This is a genomic window from Acidovorax sp. (genome assembly GCF_016783915.1).
Classification (GTDB): Bacteria; Pseudomonadota; Gammaproteobacteria; order Burkholderiales; family Burkholderiaceae_C; genus Acidovorax.
Map to the genome: position 1 here is coordinate 1 of NZ_JADHVT010000109.1, position 16,755 is coordinate 16,755.

Annotated in this window: 13 protein-coding genes; 9 read left to right on the forward strand and 4 right to left on the reverse strand. The window is 66.9% G+C overall.

Annotation, left to right across the window (positions count from 1 at the left end; genetic code table 11):
• From ISS20_RS17550 to ISS20_RS17565, 4 genes are all read left to right on the forward strand, one after another.
• On the forward strand, positions 1-363 hold a 363-nt coding region (locus ISS20_RS17550; protein ID WP_291438225.1), incomplete at its 5' end, for an ATP-binding protein.
• Positions 353-985, forward strand: coding sequence for a response regulator (locus ISS20_RS17555; protein ID WP_291438226.1), 633 nt, complete (start codon positions 353-355; stop codon positions 983-985). The genes ISS20_RS17550 and ISS20_RS17555, both read left to right, overlap by 11 nt.
• Before the next feature lie 143 nt (positions 986-1,128).
• Positions 1,129-1,623: a heme-binding protein gene (locus ISS20_RS17560; RefSeq protein WP_291438227.1), complete on the forward strand. Its 495-nt coding sequence runs from the start codon at positions 1,129-1,131 to the stop codon at positions 1,621-1,623.
• 41 nt (positions 1,624-1,664) lie between these two features.
• On the forward strand, positions 1,665-2,357 hold the full coding sequence (locus tag ISS20_RS17565; protein ID WP_291438228.1) for an ankyrin repeat domain-containing protein: 693 nt from the start codon (positions 1,665-1,667) through the stop codon (positions 2,355-2,357).
• Positions 2,358-2,436: 79 nt separating this feature from the next.
• Here the strand turns inward: ISS20_RS17565 and dbpA are convergent, their stop codons facing one another.
• On the reverse strand, positions 2,437-3,855 hold the full coding sequence (gene dbpA, locus ISS20_RS17570; RefSeq protein WP_291438229.1) for an ATP-dependent RNA helicase DbpA: 1,419 nt from the start codon (positions 3,853-3,855) through the stop codon (positions 2,437-2,439).
• Positions 3,856-3,888: 33 nt separating this feature from the next.
• Positions 3,889-5,178 (reverse strand): DUF4010 domain-containing protein, encoded by a 1,290-nt coding sequence (locus tag ISS20_RS17575; RefSeq protein WP_291438230.1) that lies wholly within the window; start codon positions 5,176-5,178, stop codon positions 3,889-3,891.
• Positions 5,179-5,336: 158 nt separating this feature from the next.
• Here ISS20_RS17575 and ISS20_RS17580 point away from each other — a divergent pair, with 158 nt between their 5' ends.
• The 4 genes from ISS20_RS17580 to ISS20_RS17595 all read left to right on the forward strand — a co-directional run bounded on the left by ISS20_RS17580 (position 5,337) and on the right by ISS20_RS17595 (position 11,250).
• The gene (locus ISS20_RS17580) at positions 5,337-7,400 is read left to right on the forward strand and encodes a bifunctional diguanylate cyclase/phosphodiesterase (RefSeq protein ID WP_291438231.1); all 2,064 of its coding nucleotides are present in this window, start codon (positions 5,337-5,339) and stop codon (positions 7,398-7,400) included.
• A gap of 155 nt (positions 7,401-7,555) precedes the next feature.
• Positions 7,556-9,037, forward strand: coding sequence for an AMP nucleosidase (locus ISS20_RS17585; protein ID WP_291438232.1), 1,482 nt, complete (start codon positions 7,556-7,558; stop codon positions 9,035-9,037).
• A 24-nt stretch (positions 9,038-9,061) separates the two neighbouring features.
• Positions 9,062-10,198: a GGDEF domain-containing protein gene (locus ISS20_RS17590; RefSeq protein ID WP_291438233.1), complete on the forward strand. Its 1,137-nt coding sequence runs from the start codon at positions 9,062-9,064 to the stop codon at positions 10,196-10,198.
• A gap of 116 nt (positions 10,199-10,314) precedes the next feature.
• A complete protein-coding gene (locus tag ISS20_RS17595) occupies positions 10,315-11,250 on the forward strand; it encodes an ATP-binding cassette domain-containing protein (RefSeq protein WP_291438234.1) in 936 nt (311 codons plus the stop codon).
• On the opposite strand, the gene ISS20_RS17600 is transcribed toward ISS20_RS17595, so the two are convergent.
• Positions 11,225-13,636 (reverse strand): EAL domain-containing protein, encoded by a 2,412-nt coding sequence (locus ISS20_RS17600; RefSeq protein ID WP_291438235.1) that lies wholly within the window; start codon positions 13,634-13,636, stop codon positions 11,225-11,227. The two genes, ISS20_RS17595 and ISS20_RS17600, sit on opposite strands and share 26 nt — an antisense overlap.
• A 59-nt stretch (positions 13,637-13,695) precedes the next feature.
• Positions 13,696-14,910 (reverse strand): formate-dependent phosphoribosylglycinamide formyltransferase, encoded by a 1,215-nt coding sequence (gene purT / locus ISS20_RS17605; protein WP_291438236.1) that lies wholly within the window; start codon positions 14,908-14,910, stop codon positions 13,696-13,698.
• Positions 14,911-14,996: 86 nt separating this feature from the next.
• Between purT and ISS20_RS17610 the strand changes: the two genes are divergently transcribed.
• Positions 14,997-16,646, forward strand: coding sequence for a sigma 54-interacting transcriptional regulator (locus tag ISS20_RS17610; protein WP_291438237.1), 1,650 nt, complete (start codon positions 14,997-14,999; stop codon positions 16,644-16,646).
• Positions 16,647-16,755: the final 109 nt, after the last annotated feature.

Consider the following 16,755-nt stretch of genomic DNA (forward strand, 5'->3'; position numbering starts at 1 on the left):
GTGGCCCTGCAGCAGATCATCCACAACCTGCTGATGAACGCCCTGCAGGCACTGGAGCAAGTGCCCCCCCCTGAACGCCAGCTGTACCTTACGATGGCGCGCGCCGGTGCCGGACACGTGGCCCTGTCGGTACGCGACCACGGTCCGGGCATACCGCCCGAGGCACGCCAGCACCTGTTCGAGCCCTTCTACACCACCCGCACCGGTGGGCTGGGCCTGGGCCTCACGCTTTGCGAGAGCCTGGCGCAGGCCATGGGTGCGCAGCTGACCCTGGCGCCCGAAGCCACATCCCCGCCTGCCGCCCACCGGGGTGCCGAGTTTGTGCTGACCCTGTGCGCCGCCCCAACCGCCCATGACCGATAGCGCCCCATCCCTCTCGCCCCTGATCCACCTGGTGGACGACGACGCCGCCGTGCGCGACAGCCTGTCCCTGCTCATCAGCACCGTGGGCCTGCGCGTGCAGACCTGGGCCGACCCACAGTCCTTCATGGCGGGGTTCGACCGCGCCAGCATTGGCGCCATCGTGCTCGACGTGCGCATGCCCGGCATCAGCGGCCTCACGGTGCTGGAGCAGCTGCTGGCGCAGGGCGTGGACCAGCCCATGATCCTGCTCACCGGGCACGGCACGGTGGAGATGTGCCGCCGCGCCTTCAAGGCAGGGGCCGCAGAGTTTCTCGAAAAGCCCGTGGATGACGAAGTGCTGATCGAGGCGCTGCAGAACGCCGTGCGCCAGCATGTGCGTTCGCGCGAACGCCACCAGGCCGACCAGCAGGCGCGCGAGCGTTTTGTGCAGCTGTCCGCCCGGGAACGCGAGGTGCTGGGACTGATCGTCGAAGGCCTGACCAACAAGGAAATCGGCAGGGCGCTCGAACTCTCCCCCCGCACGGTGGAGACGCACCGCGCCAACCTGTTTGCCAAGCTGGGAGCCGAATCACTGGCGCAGCTGATCCGGCGCTATGCGGCGCTGGTGGATGCAGCCGAGTGAACTGGCCTGCCCTCTGTGGTCTTTCCGTAGTTCTACGGAGGGCCGCGCGTAGCCGCCCGAATGGCTGAAAACGGCGGCAATTTCTACAGTTCTCCCACGGCGCCACAAAGGGTGGCACCGATCCAGAAACACCGGAGAACACCATGCAAAACCGCCTCGCCACCGTCGCCGCCCTCACCCTGTCCCTGATCGCCACGGCCGCCAGCGCCGAAGGCGTGCGCACCGAAAAGAACATGTCGCTGGACCTGGCCACGCAGATTGCCGCACAGACTGTGGCCACCTGCACCACCAACGGCTACGCCGTGACCGCCACCGTGGTGGACCGCGCAGGCACTGTGCGCGCCGTGCACCGCGCCGACAACGCAGGCCCCCACACGCTGGAAGCCAGCCGCCTGAAGGCCTACACCTCGGCATCGGCCAAGAACACCACACTGGCCATGATGGAAGGCGCGCAGAAGAACCCCGCTGCAGCCAACCTCGTGAACATTCCCGGCTACCTGCTGCTGGGTGGTGGCGTGCCCGTGAAGGTGGGCAACGAAGTGATCGGCGCTGTGGGCGTGGGCGGCGCACCCGGCGGCCACCTGGACGAGCAATGTGCCTTGGCGGGCATCGCCAAAGTGCAGGACCTGCTGAAGTAATCACCCGCCCTCACCCGCAACGCACGCCATCGGAGGCACCCTTGAAGCACTGGAACCTTGTTTTCGCACTGGCCGCAGCACTGGCCTGCGCCACCACGGCCCAGGCCCAGGTGCCTCCCACTGCCGCCGAAACGGCTGCTTACCAGGGCCTGCACGCCGCCGCAGCACGGGGTGATGTGCCCGCCCTGTCCAAGCTGATCGCCGCACGCGCCGATGCAAACGCCCGCGACGCGTATGGCCGCACGCCACTGCATGTGGCTACCTACGCCCGTCAGGCCGATGCCATCCGCACCCTCGCCAAAGTCGGTGCCGATCTGAACGCGCTGGAAAACGACCGCTACGACGCCGTGACCATCGCCGCCGTGGCCGACGACGAAGCCACGCTGCGCCTGCTGCTGCAGCTGGGCGCCAGCGCCAGGCAGGTGACCAGCCGTTACGACGGCACGGCCCTCATTGCCGCTGCCCACCTGGGGCACGACGGTGTGGTGCGCCAGCTGATCGCCGCCGGGGCGCCGCTGGACCACGTGAACAACCTGCACTGGACGGCGCTCATCGAGTCCATCGTGCTGGGCAACGGCGGCCCGCGCCACCAGGCCACGCTACAGGCCTTGCTACAGGCGGGGGCCAGCCAGGCACTGACCGACCGGCAGGGCAACACGCCCTTGCAGCTGGCGCGCCAGCGGGGCTTCGGCGAGATGGTGCGGATGCTGGAGACCGCCGCAGCCCGGCGCTGACGCAGCCGGGTGCAGGGCATGCACTTACTATCAAATTGATAGCCATCAGTGCATGATTCACTAGCGCATCCGGCGCTTTTTATTCAAAGTCCTGGGTTCCGGTCACCAAGCGGGCCTTCACGGTCTTGCCCTTCACACGCCCCTGGTTCAGGCGCTGGGCAGCTTGGGCGCCGATGGTGCGGTCCACCGCCACATAGGTGGAGAAGTCGTTCACGTTGATCTTGCCGATCTGCTCACGGGTGTAGCCCATCTCGCCGGTCAGCGCGCCCAGCACGTCGCCCGCACGGATCTTCTCCTTGCGGCCGCCGATGATCTGGATGGTGACCATGGGCGGCACCAGTGGGCCGCTGCCGGTGGGCGTGAGGTCGGCCACCGGGAACCAGCGTGACTCGCGGCCCTGCAGCTGCTCGATCTTGCCCACGCTGCCCATCTCGTCCATGCTGGCCAGGTTGAGCGCCAGCCCTTCGGCATCGCCCCGGCCCGTGCGGCCGATGCGGTGGATGTGCACCTCGGGGTCGGGCGTCACATCCACGTTGATCACGGCGGCCAGGTTGGCAATGTCCAGCCCGCGCGCGGCCACGTCGGTGGCCACCAGCACCGAGCAACTGCGGTTGGCAAACTGCACCAGCACCTGGTCACGCTCGCGCTGTTCCAGCTCGCCAAACAGCGCCAGCGCGCTAAAGCCCTGCGCCTGCAGCACACCCACCAGGTCGCGGCACTGCAGCTTGGTGTTGCAGAACGCGATGGACGACTCCGGCCGGAAGTGGTTGAGCAGCTGAGACACCGTGTGCAGGCGCTCGCTGTTTTTCACCTCGTACCAGCGCTGCTCGATCTTGCCTTCGGCATGCTGCGCCTGCACGGTGATCTGCTCGGGCGACTTCATGAACTGTGCGCTGAGCTTGGCAATGCCCTCGGGGTAAGTGGCCGAGAACAGCAGGGTCTGGCGCTCCTTGGGGCACTGCTTGGCCACCACCACGATGTCGTCGAAGAAGCCCATGTCGAGCATGCGGTCGGCCTCGTCGAGCACCAGGGTGTTCAGCGCCTCCAGCGTGAGGTGCTGGCGCTCCAGGTGGTCCATCACGCGGCCGGGCGTGCCCACCACGATGTGGGCGCCGTGCTCCAGGCTCAGCATCTGGCCGCGCAGTGGCACGCCGCCGCACAGGGTCACGACCTTGATGTTCTCTTCGGCGCGAGCCAGGCGGCGGATCTCGGTGGTCACCTGGTCGGCCAGCTCGCGCGTGGGACACAGGACCAGGGCCTGGACCGCAAAACGGCGGGGGTTGAGGTTGGCCAGTAGCGCCAGCGCAAACGCGGCGGTTTTGCCGCTGCCGGTGCTGGCTTGGGCGATCAGGTCCTTGCCCAGCAAGGCGGGCGGCAAGCTGGCCGCCTGAATGGGGGTCATGGTGGTGTAGCCCAACTGCTGCAGGTTGGCCAGCGTGGCGGGGCTCAGGGCCAGCGCGCTGAAATCAGTGCGGGCTAGGTTTTCTTTGGAGGTCATGGGGCGATTATCCCGCCCACCCCCTACAGAACGCTACGCCTGCAGGGCCAACACCCCCACAAAGGCCAGGGTGTGTGCCAGCACGCCCGGCGCCACGGCCAGGGCGTAGCGCCAGCCCCCACTGGCCAGGGCCACCACACATTTGCTACCCGCATGCACCAGCAGAGCGGCCATCAGGGCCTGCGCAATGGCGGGTGCAGCCGCACTGTCTGGCCCGCCGCGTACCAGCACTGCCGCTGTGGCGGCGTGCACGTCTGCCAGGGCCGCCAGCAGCGCGCCTGCGAGCATGCCCGCGTCGCCCTGCCACGCTGTCAGCCCCTGCACACTGGCCTGTATGCCGGTGAGCAGGGCGGCAATCAAGAGGGCATCGCGCAACTTGAACATGGGGGTGTCGGGAGGGATGACAGCAGCCCCCTGCGCTTCGGCATTCGTAGGCGATGCAGCCGTTGCAAGGTAGCGCGCCGCACCCCGACCGCACCACCACCCCAAGGCAACCGCCACGCACCCGCCCGCCAGTGCGGGCAGCCACAAACGCGCAAGCCACTGTGGCTGCACCGTGACGGCCACCACCACAATCTGCGCCATGGTGGCCACACACGAAAGCACCGCAGCGCCTGCGTTCGTGCGCGCCGTGGCCCGGCCCGCACGCACCTCCATGCCCAAGCTGCCAATGGTGGCGGTGCTCGACACAAAGCCCGAGGCCAGCGCCGACAGCGCCACCGCATGGCGCGCCTGCATCAGCCGTTTGGCCAGATGCGCCAGCGACTGGATCACCAGCAGCACGATGACCAGACGCACCACCACCTGCGGGTTCAGCACCCCCTGCCACAGGGGGGTGTTGGGGACGAGTGGGTACACCAGCAAGGCCAGCGCGGCCAGAATGAGCCCGCTGCGCACCTCGCCGGGCTGTAGCCACTGGTTGGAGAACTGGTGCAGCGCGCCCCGCATCGCCAGCAATCCCGTCACCACCACTGCCAGGGCGGCAGCCAGCAACTGGTCGCGTGCGCAGGTCACTCCGATCACATAGGCCAGCAACAGCGCGATCTCGGTGGTCACGCCGGGGTCGCCGGATCGGTCACGTGCATAAGCCACCACAGTCAGCGCCGCCACCAGGGCAGCCCCCACCGCCACCAGGGCGGACAGGCCCGTCAGCGCTGCCGCAGCCCCCCCCAACGAGGCCAGGGCGAACGACCGCACCCCGGCCAGCGCCCGGTCAGGCCCTTCACCCTTGCGGCGCTCGCGCTCGATGCCCATCAGCAAACCGCACCCCGCCGCGCTCGCCAGCACGGCCAGCGCGGTGAAAAAACTTCCGAACTCGTGCATGAAACTCTCGCACCTTTCCTGTGGATGGCTCTCCTGGCAACGCTCCATGGTGACAGAAAGACTGGCCCCGTACCGCTTCTGCATAGCGGACATGCGGAGTTGCCCCAAGCCATGGCGCTCGGTGGATCGGCTATAACGAACCCCATCCGCGCCTGCCCATGCAAGACCCCCACAACGCAGCCCCCGCCCCTGGCCCCAGCGGCTCCAGCGACGCCTTGCTGCGCCTGATCGCCGACTCGGTACCGGCCTTGATGGCCTACTACGACGTCCCTGATCTGCGTTGCCGGTTTGCCAACCAGGGCTACGCGGCCTACAACGGCCACACCACCGAATCCATCCTGGGCCTGACGGTCCAGCAAGCCATTGGCGACAAGGCATGGCAGGCCATCGAACCCCACGTGCAGCAGTCTCTGCTCGGCGAACATGTGAAGTACACACGCGAGCAGACTTTGCCCAATGGCGAGGCGCGCATGATCGAAGTCAATTTGATCCCGCACTTTGGCGGCGATCAACGGCAAATGGGCTCCTTTGTCCTGATCACAGACATCACCGAACGCTGGCGCGCCGAACGCACGGTACGCCAAAGTGAAGAGCGCATGCGCAAGTTCACCGAGGCCACGGACGAGGCCATCGTTTTCCACCGCGATGGCATCATCACCGACGGCAATGAGGCGCTGTACCGCCTGACGGGATTTGCGCTGCACGAGGTGCTGGGCCTGTCGATCTTCAACTTCATCAGCCCTGAATGGCGCGCCACCGCGCTCGAATACACCCGCAGCGGGCGTGAGGACCCCTACGAGGTGACGATCCGCCACAAGGACGGCCATGCCATCCCCGTCGAGGTCGTCGGCAAGACCATGCCCCTGCACCACGCGGACTACCGCATCGTGGTGGTGCGCGACATCACCGCCCGCAAGCAGGCCCAGGAGCGCGAGGCCTTCATTGCACTGCACGACCCCCTCACGCAATTGCCCAACCGGCACTTCCTGATGGAGCAGCTGTCGCAGGTGCTGTCGCTGGCGCGCAGGCGGCATGGCCGTGTGGCGGTGCTGTTCATGAACCTGGACCATTTCAAGACCGTGAACGACTCGCTCGGCCACCATGCGGGCGACCAGCTGCTGTGCAACGTCGCCGAGCGACTGCGCCAGGGCGTGCGCGATGCCGACGTGGTCGCGCGCATCGGCGGTGATGAGTTTGTGGTGGTGCTGACCGACGTGCAGACGCCCGATGACGCGGCCATGGTGGCCGACAAGCTGCTGGACTCCATGCACGGCGTGTTCACGGTCGATCAACTGCCGCTCACCATCTCCCCGTCCATCGGCATCAGCCTGTACCCGGACCACGGCGGCAGCGCCGACATGCTGCTGCGCTGCGCCGACGCGGCCATGCAGCACGCCAAGGACAGCGGGCGCGGCAACCGCCAGTTCTACGCCACCAGCATGGAGGCCAGCGCCCTTGATGTGCTGCACCAGGAGCGCCTGCTGCGCGACGCCATCGCCCGCAACCACTTTGTGCTGCATTTCCAGCCGCAAATTTGCCTGGCCGACGGCACGCTGCAGGGCCTGGAAGCGCTGGTGCGCTGGCGCCACCCCGAGCGTGGGCTGGTGGGGCCTGATGAGTTCATCACGTTTGCGGAGTCACGCGGTCTCATCACCCCCATTGGCCGCTGGGTAATGCACGAGGCTTGCCGACAACTCAAGGCCTGGCAGGACCAGGGCCTGGCCAGGGTGCCCGTGGCGGTCAACCTCTCGGCCCTTGAATTCCGCCAGCGCGACGTGGCCGCCGACATTTCTGCCGTCCTCCAGGAAACAGGGCTGGCACCGCAATATCTGGAGATCGAACTGACCGAGTCCGTGCTCATGCACCAGACCGGCCAGACCTTGAACACCCTGCACGCCGTCAAGGCCTTGGGCGTCGGCATCTCCATCGATGACTTTGGCACCGGGTACTCGTCCCTGGCCTATCTGAAGCGCTACCCCATCGACAAGCTCAAGATCGACCGGTCATTTGTCACCGACACCCCCGGCAACGCCGATGACGTCGCCATCGTCACCGCCATCATCCAGATGGCCCGCAGCCTGCAGCTCAAGACCGTGGCAGAGGGAGTGGAAACGCAGGGGCAGATCGCATTGCTCAAGGAGCTGGGGTGCGATGTGATCCAGGGGTTTGTGGTGTCGGTACCCATGGATGCCCAGGCCACCGGCAACTGGCTGCAACGCTAGGGAACCTCTGCACACATCACCGCTCCGTGTACACCAGCGGACTCGGGCGGTCTGCGGTGCACACTTGGTCCGCTCGGTTCGTGCGGAGCATCTCGCGCCGCAGTGGCAGCGGCATGTTGTCATGCCAACCACTCCGGCTTGTGGACAATAGGGGCATGCCCCTTATCCCCGACTTCATCGCCCCCACCCGCCACACCGACCCCGCCGATGCACTGGCACAGGTGCAGCGCATCTATCAGCAACAAATCGGACACCTGCGCGACGCCATGCAGCGTTTTGTGGCGGGTGAGACGCCAGAGGGCCCGGTGCGCGCTTTCTACCCGTTTGTGCGGGTGCACACCACCACCGTGGCGCGGGCCGACACCAAGCTGGCCTATGGGTTTGTGGAAGGCCCCGGGCGCTATGAGACCACGCTGACGCGGCCCGACCTGTTTGCCAACTACTACGCCGAGCAGTTCCGCCTGCTGCGCGCCAGCCACAACGTGGAGCTGGAAGTGGGCACCAGCACCCACCCGATTCCCATCCATTTCTCGTTTGCAGAGCACGACCACATTGAAGGCACTTTGACCCAGGACCGGCGCATGCTGATGCGCGACGTGTTCGACCTGCCCGACCTGGCCGCCATGGACGACGGTATTGCCAACGGCACCTGGCAGGCAGCACCGGGCGAGGCCCAGCCGCTGTCGCTGTTCACCGCGCCGCGCGTGGACTATTCGCTGCACCGCCTGCGCCACTACACGGGCACAGCGCCCGAATGGTTCCAGAACTTTGTGCTGTTCACCAATTACCAGTTCTACATCGACGAGTTCGTGCGCCTGGGCCATGCCGAGATGGCCAAGCCCGACAGCGAATACATCGCCTTCATCGAACCCGGCAACGTGGTCACACGCCGAGCGGGCCTGAGCGCCGAGGCAGGCGACGACCTGGGCGCCGCTCCACCCCGCCTGCCGCAGATGCCCGCCTACCACCTGGTGCGCAAGGACGCGAGCGGCATCACCATGGTCAACATCGGCGTGGGCCCGGCCAACGCCAAGACCATCACCGACCACATCGCCGTGCTGCGCCCGCACGCCTGGATGATGCTGGGCCACTGCGCCGGCCTGCGCAACAGCCAGCAGCTGGGCGACTACGTGCTGGCCCATGCCTATGTGCGCGAAGACCATGTGCTGGACGAAGACCTGCCGCTGTGGGTGCCGATTCCCGCGCTGTCAGAAATTCAGGTCGCGCTGGAGCAGGCCGTGGCCGATGTCACGCAGATGGGCCGTGACGAACTCAAGCGCATCATGCGCACCGGCACCGTGGCCAGCACCGACAACCGCAACTGGGAGCTGCTGCCCGACAACACGCCACAGCGCCGCTTCAGCCAGAGCCGCGCCGTGGCGCTGGACATGGAAAGCGCCACCATCGCCGCCAACGGCTTCCGCTTTCGCGTGCCCTATGGCACCCTGCTGTGTGTGAGCGACAAGCCCCTGCACGGCGAAATCAAGCTGCCCGGCATGGCCAACCACTTCTACCGCGAGCGGGTGGACCAGCATCTGCGCATCGGCATGCGCGCCATCGAGATCCTGCGCAACGGTGGTGTGGACCGCCTGCACAGCCGCAAGCTGCGCAGCTTTGCCGAGGTCGCTTTTCAGTAAACGACAGGCCCGGGGCCGCTGCGCATGCCGCTGGACTTCCTCACGCTGATGACGGTCATGGCGGCCAACCTGTTCATGATCTCGGCTGCGCTGCCGCTGATCATGGGCCGGGACGTGAGTCGCGCCGCCCGCCACGTCCAAGCCAGCATGCTGCTGCAGGCGGTGGCCTGGGCGGCCATCATTACCTCATCCACCCTGTGGGACCAGGCCCTCTCCACCCTGTCGATTGCCTGCAACGCGGCTGCACAGTGGATGCTGTACAGGGCGCTGGAAGAATGGCTGGGCCCCCGCCCCTTGCGCCGCCTGCTGCTGGTGCTGGTGATAGCCGCCCCGCTGGGCTACACCCTGGGCTTTGGCCACTACGCCTGGCGCGTGGGCTGGGCCAACTTTTTGTTGGCCGCCATCCTGTGCATCGTTGCGCGCGCCACCCTGGCGCCCGTGGTCGAGGCCAACCTGCGCTGGCGCAGCCTGCTGCTCGGCTGCCTGCTGACGTCGGCCGCTTTCACACTGGCGCGGGGCATGCTCGGCGCCTTCACCGACCAGTACCCCAGCTTTCGCACACCCCACCCTGTCAACCTGGCAGCGGCTGTGGCCACCAACGTGAGCCTGGTGCTCGGCACCGTGGCCTTGCTGGTGGCTTGGCGGTCGGAGACCGAGCACAAGCTGCGCACGCTCGCCATGACGGACGGCCTGACCAGTGTGCTCAACCGGCGCGGCTTCACCACCCAAGGCAGCAGCTTGCTGGCACACGCAGCACGCCACCAGTTGCCCATGACGGCACTGATGCTGGACCTGGACCACTTCAAGCAGATCAACGACACCCACGGCCACGAGGCGGGGGACCGAGCGCTGCGACTGTTTGCCCGGCTGCTGGGTGACACCTGCCGCAGCGGCGATCTGGTCGGGCGCCTGGGTGGTGAGGAGTTTGGTGTACTGCTGCTGCACAACAGCGCGCCCGCTGGACTGGCACTGGACCGGCGGCTGCGCAAACGCCTGCACGCTGCCAGCGTGGCAGAGCTGGGCTTTGCGCTGGACTACAGCGCCGGGATGGCAGTCCTGCAGCCGGGCGAAGCTGGTCTGGCGGAACTGATGGCACGTGCCGACGGCGCCCTCTATGCAGCCAAAACGGGAGGCCGTGGGCGGCTGGTCGCAGAGGAGTGATCTGCGGGGTCCTGTTTTGATAGCAGCCAGTGCAATATCTACTTGCGCCTGCGGCAGATCCTGGCAAAAACGACCGCACAAACATCTACAAGGCTCTCGTCGCACACAATCCCCCCATGACTGCACTCTTTGAAGTTCTGCACTTGCGCAAGCGCTACGGCGAGACCACAGTGGTGGACGATGTGTCCTTTGCCATTGCCCCCGGCGAATGCCTGGGCGTCATTGGCCCCAACGGTGCGGGCAAGACCACCACCATCCGCATGTGCCTGGGCCTGGCGTCGCCAGACGGAGGGGAAGTACTTTTCACTCCCGAGCCTAGCACCGCCCCTCTGCACATGCCAAGCGATGCACTGGCCATCAAGGCGCAGCTGGGTGTGGTCACGCAGTTCGACACGCTGGACCCGGACTTCACCTGCGCCGAAAACCTGCGCGTTTTCGGCCGCTACTTCGGCCTCAAGGGCCCAGTCATGGACGAGCGTGTACCCCAGTTGCTGGAGTTTGCAGCCCTCACCCACAAGGCCCATGCCAAGCCGGGCGAACTGTCGGGCGGCATGAAGCGGCGCCTGTCACTGGCGCGGGCCCTGGTCAACAACCCGCGCCTGCTGCTGCTGGACGAGCCCACCACGGGCCTGGACCCGCAGGCGCGCCACCTGATGTGGGAGCGGCTGCAACTGCTGCTGCAGCAAGGCAAGTCGATCTTGCTGACCACGCACTTCATGGACGAGGCCGAGCGCCTGTGCTCGCGCCTGCTGGTGCTGGACCACGGCCGCAAGATTGCGGAAGGACGCCCGCGCGAACTGATCGCCCAGCACCTGGAGCCCGATGTGGTGGAGGTGTTCGGCGTGGGGGCCGTACAAATGGCCGAAGACGCCGCGCTGCGTGCCCTGGCCGCGCGCGTGGAGATCAGCGGCGAGACCGTGTTTTTCTATACGCAGAACGCGCAGCCGCTGCTGCAGGCCCTGGCCGCACACGGCCACCTGCGCACGCTGCACCGGCCAGCCAATCTGGAGGATTTGTTCCTCAAACTCACGGGGCGGCAGATTCGGGAGTGAGGCCCGCAGGGTGGCCTGCCAGCCGCCCCGCCCACCAGCCTTCGAGGGCTTGCGGTGCACAAGGCTCCGAGAACAGATAGCCCTGCAGTTCGTCGCACCCCAACCGGGTCAGCCACTGGGCCTGGTGCTCGGTTTCTACGCCCTCGGCCACCGTGCGCAAGCCCAACTTTTGCGCCAGGGCCACGATGGCGTCCACCAGCACTTCGCCCCGGTCATTGCTCCCCAGATCGTTGACGAACGACCGATCGATCTTGAGCTTGCGCACCGGAAACCGCTTGAGTTGGCTCAGCGACGAATAACCGGTGCCGAAGTCGTCAATGACCAATTGAACGCCCAGAGCGGTGAGGCGCTGCATGGTCTGCAGGGCCTCCTCCACGGGCTCCATGATCGAGCTTTCAGTGATCTCCAGTTGCAGCAGCTGGGGCGGGCACCCGGTGCTTTGCAAGGCGCGGGCCACCACCTGGTCCAGCTCGGGCTCCTGAAACTGGCGGGCCGAAAGGTTCACCGCCACCGGGATCTCCCCCCACCCGGCATCCAGCCACCGGCGTACCTGGGCACAGGCCTCGTTCAGCACCCATTCGCCCAGGGACACGATCAGCCCCGTTTCTTCCGCAATGGCGATGAACTGCAGCGGAGACACCAGCCCACGCTCCGGGTCCGCCCACCGCACCAGCGCCTCCACCGAAGACACCCGGCCCGTCCGCGCATCCATGATGGGCTGATAGTGCAGGCGCAGCCCGTCGTGCTCAATGGCATGGCGCAGGCCCGCCTCCACCCGCAGGCGCTCCGTCAACACATGCGTCATGTGCGGGCTGAAGAAAGCCAGCCGGTTCCCACCCAGGTCCTTGGCGTCATACATGGCCACATCCGCATTGCGCAGCAGGAGATCCCCGGAGTCCCCATCCTGCGGGAAGATGGCAATGCCCAGGCTGGTGCCCAGCAACCAGCTGGATGTGCCGGTCTCCACAGGCAGGGTCAGCGCCCGCAGAATGCGCCGCGCCATGGGCTCCACCAAGGCCGGATCCGGCAGGTCGGGCAGCACCACCACAAACTCATCCCCTCCCGGCCGGGCCACCACATCGCCAGGGCGTACACAGCCCTGCAACCGGGCCGCCACATCCTTGAGCAATGCATCGCCCCGGGCGTGGCCCAGGCTGTCGTTCACCCCCTTGAACCGGTCCAGGTCCATGGCCAGCACGGCCACGCAGTGGCCCTGCCCCCGCGCCCGATCCAACGCCGCGTCCAGCCGCTCCGTGAGGCTGTAGCGGTTGGCCAGGTCGGTCAGGGGGTCCCGCCGCGCCTGGCGCTCCAGCGTCTCCGTGTGTTGCGCGATGGAATGCTGCTGGCGCTGCAGCGACTCCGCCATGCGGTCCAGTGCCTGGGCCACCTGCCCCAGCTCTCCCGGGGGATAGGGCGCGCCAATGGGTTCGGCGTAGTTGCCAGCATCCATGCGGCCAATGGCGCGGATGACGCACACGGCATGGCGGCGCACCGCAAACTCCACCAGCAGAAAAGCAGCTACGAACACAATGGCCGCCAGCGCCAGCAACCCCAGCAGCGCGCGCCGGAACTGCCGCTCCACCGGGCCACGCAAGTCGTCCTCGGGCACGGCCAGGGCCAGGCGCAGGTCGGAGCCCTGTGAGCGCGGCAACTGGGCGCGCACCCAGACGCGACGCAAGCCATCGCCCCCCTCCATCACGACATGCCCGTCGGCCGCCTGCAGCATGAAAGTGCGTTCGACGCCCCCCAGGGTCAGCGACGCTACCTCTGGCCGGCGGAAGTCCATGACCACCGACCCATCGGCATTCCATACCTGCAGGTGCATGCGCTCATAGCGCTGTGCCTGCACCATGGCTTGCCCGTAGTCCTGCATGTCGAGCGAGGCCAGCAGGATGAAGCGCAACGCTCCGCCCCCATCGCGCACCGGATACGCCACCTGCAGTACCCCCTTGCCCGTCAGGCGGCCTATGGCCGCCTCCACCACCGGCCCGGAGGCCGTCAGCGCGCGCTGAAAGTAACTGCGGTCGCGAAGGTCCAATGTGCGGCCACTGCGCAGCGAATCGCAGAACAGGGAGCCATCGGGCTGAATGGTGAGGATGCCGGTGTATTGGGGATGCTCCTTGAGGACATCTGCGAGGAAATCAGAGCAGGCTGCCTTGTCGCCCGCTGCCAGCAGGGGTACGCGCCCAAGACCAAACAGGAGTTGCCCGGTGCCAGCGATCTTGTCGTCCAGGTCGCTCGCAATCAAGCCTGCCCGGGCCACCAACCGGTCACGCGCCTGGCTAGTGGTGGCCGACCGGAACTCCAGCAGCAGCCACACAAGGGCTGGCACAGGCAACAGGGAGGCTGCCAGCACCAGCCACAGGATCCGCGCACTCAGGCTCACAGGGGTTCTCCTTCAGAAGCGCCGACGCACCGGCCCGCCGCTGCTGCGGCCACAGGCCATCAGGCCACGCGGGGCCTGACCTTGCTCGCCGCCAGCTTGGCGTTCGCACGCGCCATGTCTACATTCTCGGCGCGCGCCAGCGCCACGCCCATGCGGCGCTTTACAAAACTCTCGGGCTTGCCGAACAGGCGCAGGTCGGTGCCAGGCACGCGCAGGGCTTCTTCCACGCCGTCGAACACGATGCCCTGGGCTTCCACACCGCCATAAATCACCGCGCTGGCGCCGGGGTTGCGCAGGCTGGTGTCTACCGGCAGGCACAGGATGGCGCGTGCGTGCAATTCAAACTCACTCTGGTGCTGGGTGCACAGCGTGACCAGGCCGGTGTCATGCGGGCGGGGGCTCACTTCGCTGAACCAGACGTTCTCGCCTTTCACAAACAGTTCTACGCCAAACAGGCCCTGGCCGCCCAGGTTGTCGGTCACGGCCTTGGCGATCTGGCGCGACTTTTCGAGCGCAGCGGGGTGCATGGGGTGGGGCTGCCAGCTTTCCACATAGTCGCCGCTCACCTGCACATGGCCGATGGGGTCACAGAAGCTGGTGGCGATCTGGCCGTCTGCGCCCACGGAGCGCACGGTGAGCTGGGTGATCTCGTATTCGAAGTCGATGAAGCCCTCGACGATCACGCGGCCGTGGCTCACGCGGCCGCCGGCCATGGCGTAGTCCCAGGCTTTTTGCACGTCGGCCGGGCCGTCGATTTTGCTCTGGCCCTTGCCGGAGCTGCTCATCACGGGCTTGACGATGCAGGGGTAGCCCACCCCTTTCCCGTTCTCGCCGTCAATCGCGGCCTGCAACTCTTCGAGCGAGTTGCAGAACTTGTACGGGCTGGTGGGCAGACCCAGGGTTTCGGCCGCCAGCACGCGGATGCCTTCGCGGTCCATGGTCAGGCGCGCGGCGCGGGCGGTGGGGATCACGCGCACGATGCCTGCGGCTTCCAGCTCTTCGAGCATGGGGGTGGCGATGGCTTCGATCTCTGGCACCACCAGGTGGGGCCGTTCGGCTTCGATCAGCGCCTTGAGCTGGACTGGGTCGCTCATGGTGATGGTGCGCGCGTGGTGGGCCACTTGCTGGCCGGGCGCGTTCTCATAGCGGTCCACAGCGATGGTTTCGACGCCCAGGCGCTGCAGCGCGATCAGCACTTCCTTGCCCAGCTCGCCCGAGCCCAGCAGCATGACTTTGGTGGCATGGGGGGACAGGGGGGTTCCGAGGGTTGTCATGGTGGGGGTGCTTTCGGCAAAGGTCTAAAAGAGGGACTGCGGTGAACTTTAATCCAACCGGGCGCAGAACTTGCAACGCACGAGCCATGCCCCCTCCGCCCCCCGCCCGCGCCCCCACCGACTGGCACGCCCAGGAGCTGCTGCTGATGCGCGAGGTAATGCGCCTCATTGGCCGCAGCCTGGCGCCCGGCCTGGTGCTGCGCGAGATGCTGCACCTGATGAGCGAGCTGCTGGGCCTGAACCGGGGGCGCATCGTGCTGGTGGACGACGCTCCCTCCTCCACAGCCGGCGCGCCCCGCACCGCCTCCATCCAGCATGCGTACGGCCTCACCCAGGCCGAGGTGCAGCGCGGGCAGTACGCCTGGGGCGAGGGCATCACGGGCCGCGTGCTGGCCACGGGGCAGCCTGCCATCGTGCAGGACATTGATGCCGAACCGCTGTTTCTGGCACGCGCGGTGGAGCGCAGCCAGCTGCCGCCCGAGACGGTGGCCTTCATCGCCCTGCCCATCGAGGTCAACAACGCGCCCATCGGCGTGCTGGCCTGCCACCGCATCCGCAGCCGCCAGCGCCATCTGAACGACGACCTGGCCGTGCTGCGTGTGCTGGCTACGCTGGTGGGCCAGCTGTTGCAGCTCGAAGCCCTGGTGGCCGAACAAACGCGCCAGCTGCAGGCGCGCAACACCGTGCTGGCCAACGCCCTCAACACCAAAAGCGCGCGCTACGGGCTCATTGGCAGCTCGCCACCGCTGCTGCAGGCCTTGAGCGAGCTGGAGCGCGTGTCGCAAACCCAGGCCACCGTGCTGCTGCTGGGCCAGTCGGGCACGGGCAAGGAGCTGTTTGCGCGCGCGGTGCACCTGGCCAGCGGGCGGCGCGACCGGCCCTTCATCAAGGTCAACTGCTCGGCCATACCGGATGCGCTGTTTGAATCCGAACTGTTTGGCTACGAAAAAGGGGCGTTTACGGGCGCCAGCACGGCCCGCGCGGGTTGGTTTGAGCAGGCCGACAGCGGCACCATATTCCTTGACGAGATTGGCGAGCTACCGCTGGCCATGCAATCGAAGCTGCTGCGCACGCTGCAAGAGGGCACGCTGGTGCGTCTGGGAGGGCAGCGCGAGGTGAAGGTGAACGTGCGCCTGGTAGCGGCCACCAACCGCGAGCTCGCGCATGAGGTAGAGCTTGGCCACTTCCGGCAAGACCTGTACTACCGCCTGAACGTGATCCCCATCCGCCTGCCCTCGCTGGCCGAGCGGCGCGAGGACATCCGCCCGCTGGCGCTGCACTTTGTGAGCCGCGCCAACCAGGCGCACCAGCGCAACGTGAACCTGTCGCCCGATGCGCTGGCTCGGCTCGAAGAACACCCCTGGCCCGGCAATATCCGCGAGCTGGGCAATGTGATTGAGCGCCTGGTGCTGCTGGCCAACGACACGCTGGTAACGCGGGCTGAGCTGCAACGGTTTCTGCCTGTGGCCTCCGCTCCTTTGCCTTCGCCTCCAACAGCACAGCCGCCACAGCCCCCACACCCACTACAGCCCCCAACCGCCATCGGGGCAGCCGCGCACCCAGCCGCCGCCACGGCGCCGCTGGTGCGCGACTACGCCTCCGCCCAGTCGCACAGCGTGTTGGTGCTGCAGGCAGCACTGGCCGAGCACCACGGCAACCAGTCGCGCGCGGCGCAGAGCCTGGGGCTGACGTTGCGGCAGTTCAGCTACCGGCTGCACAAAGCAGGCTTGAAGTGACGCCCGACACTGTGTCGACAATTTGTAGACCCAGTGTCGGGCGCGGCCCGATCCACCCCGGCGGTCAACACATGGGCGCAGGCCAATAACTACTAAATTGATAGCTTAT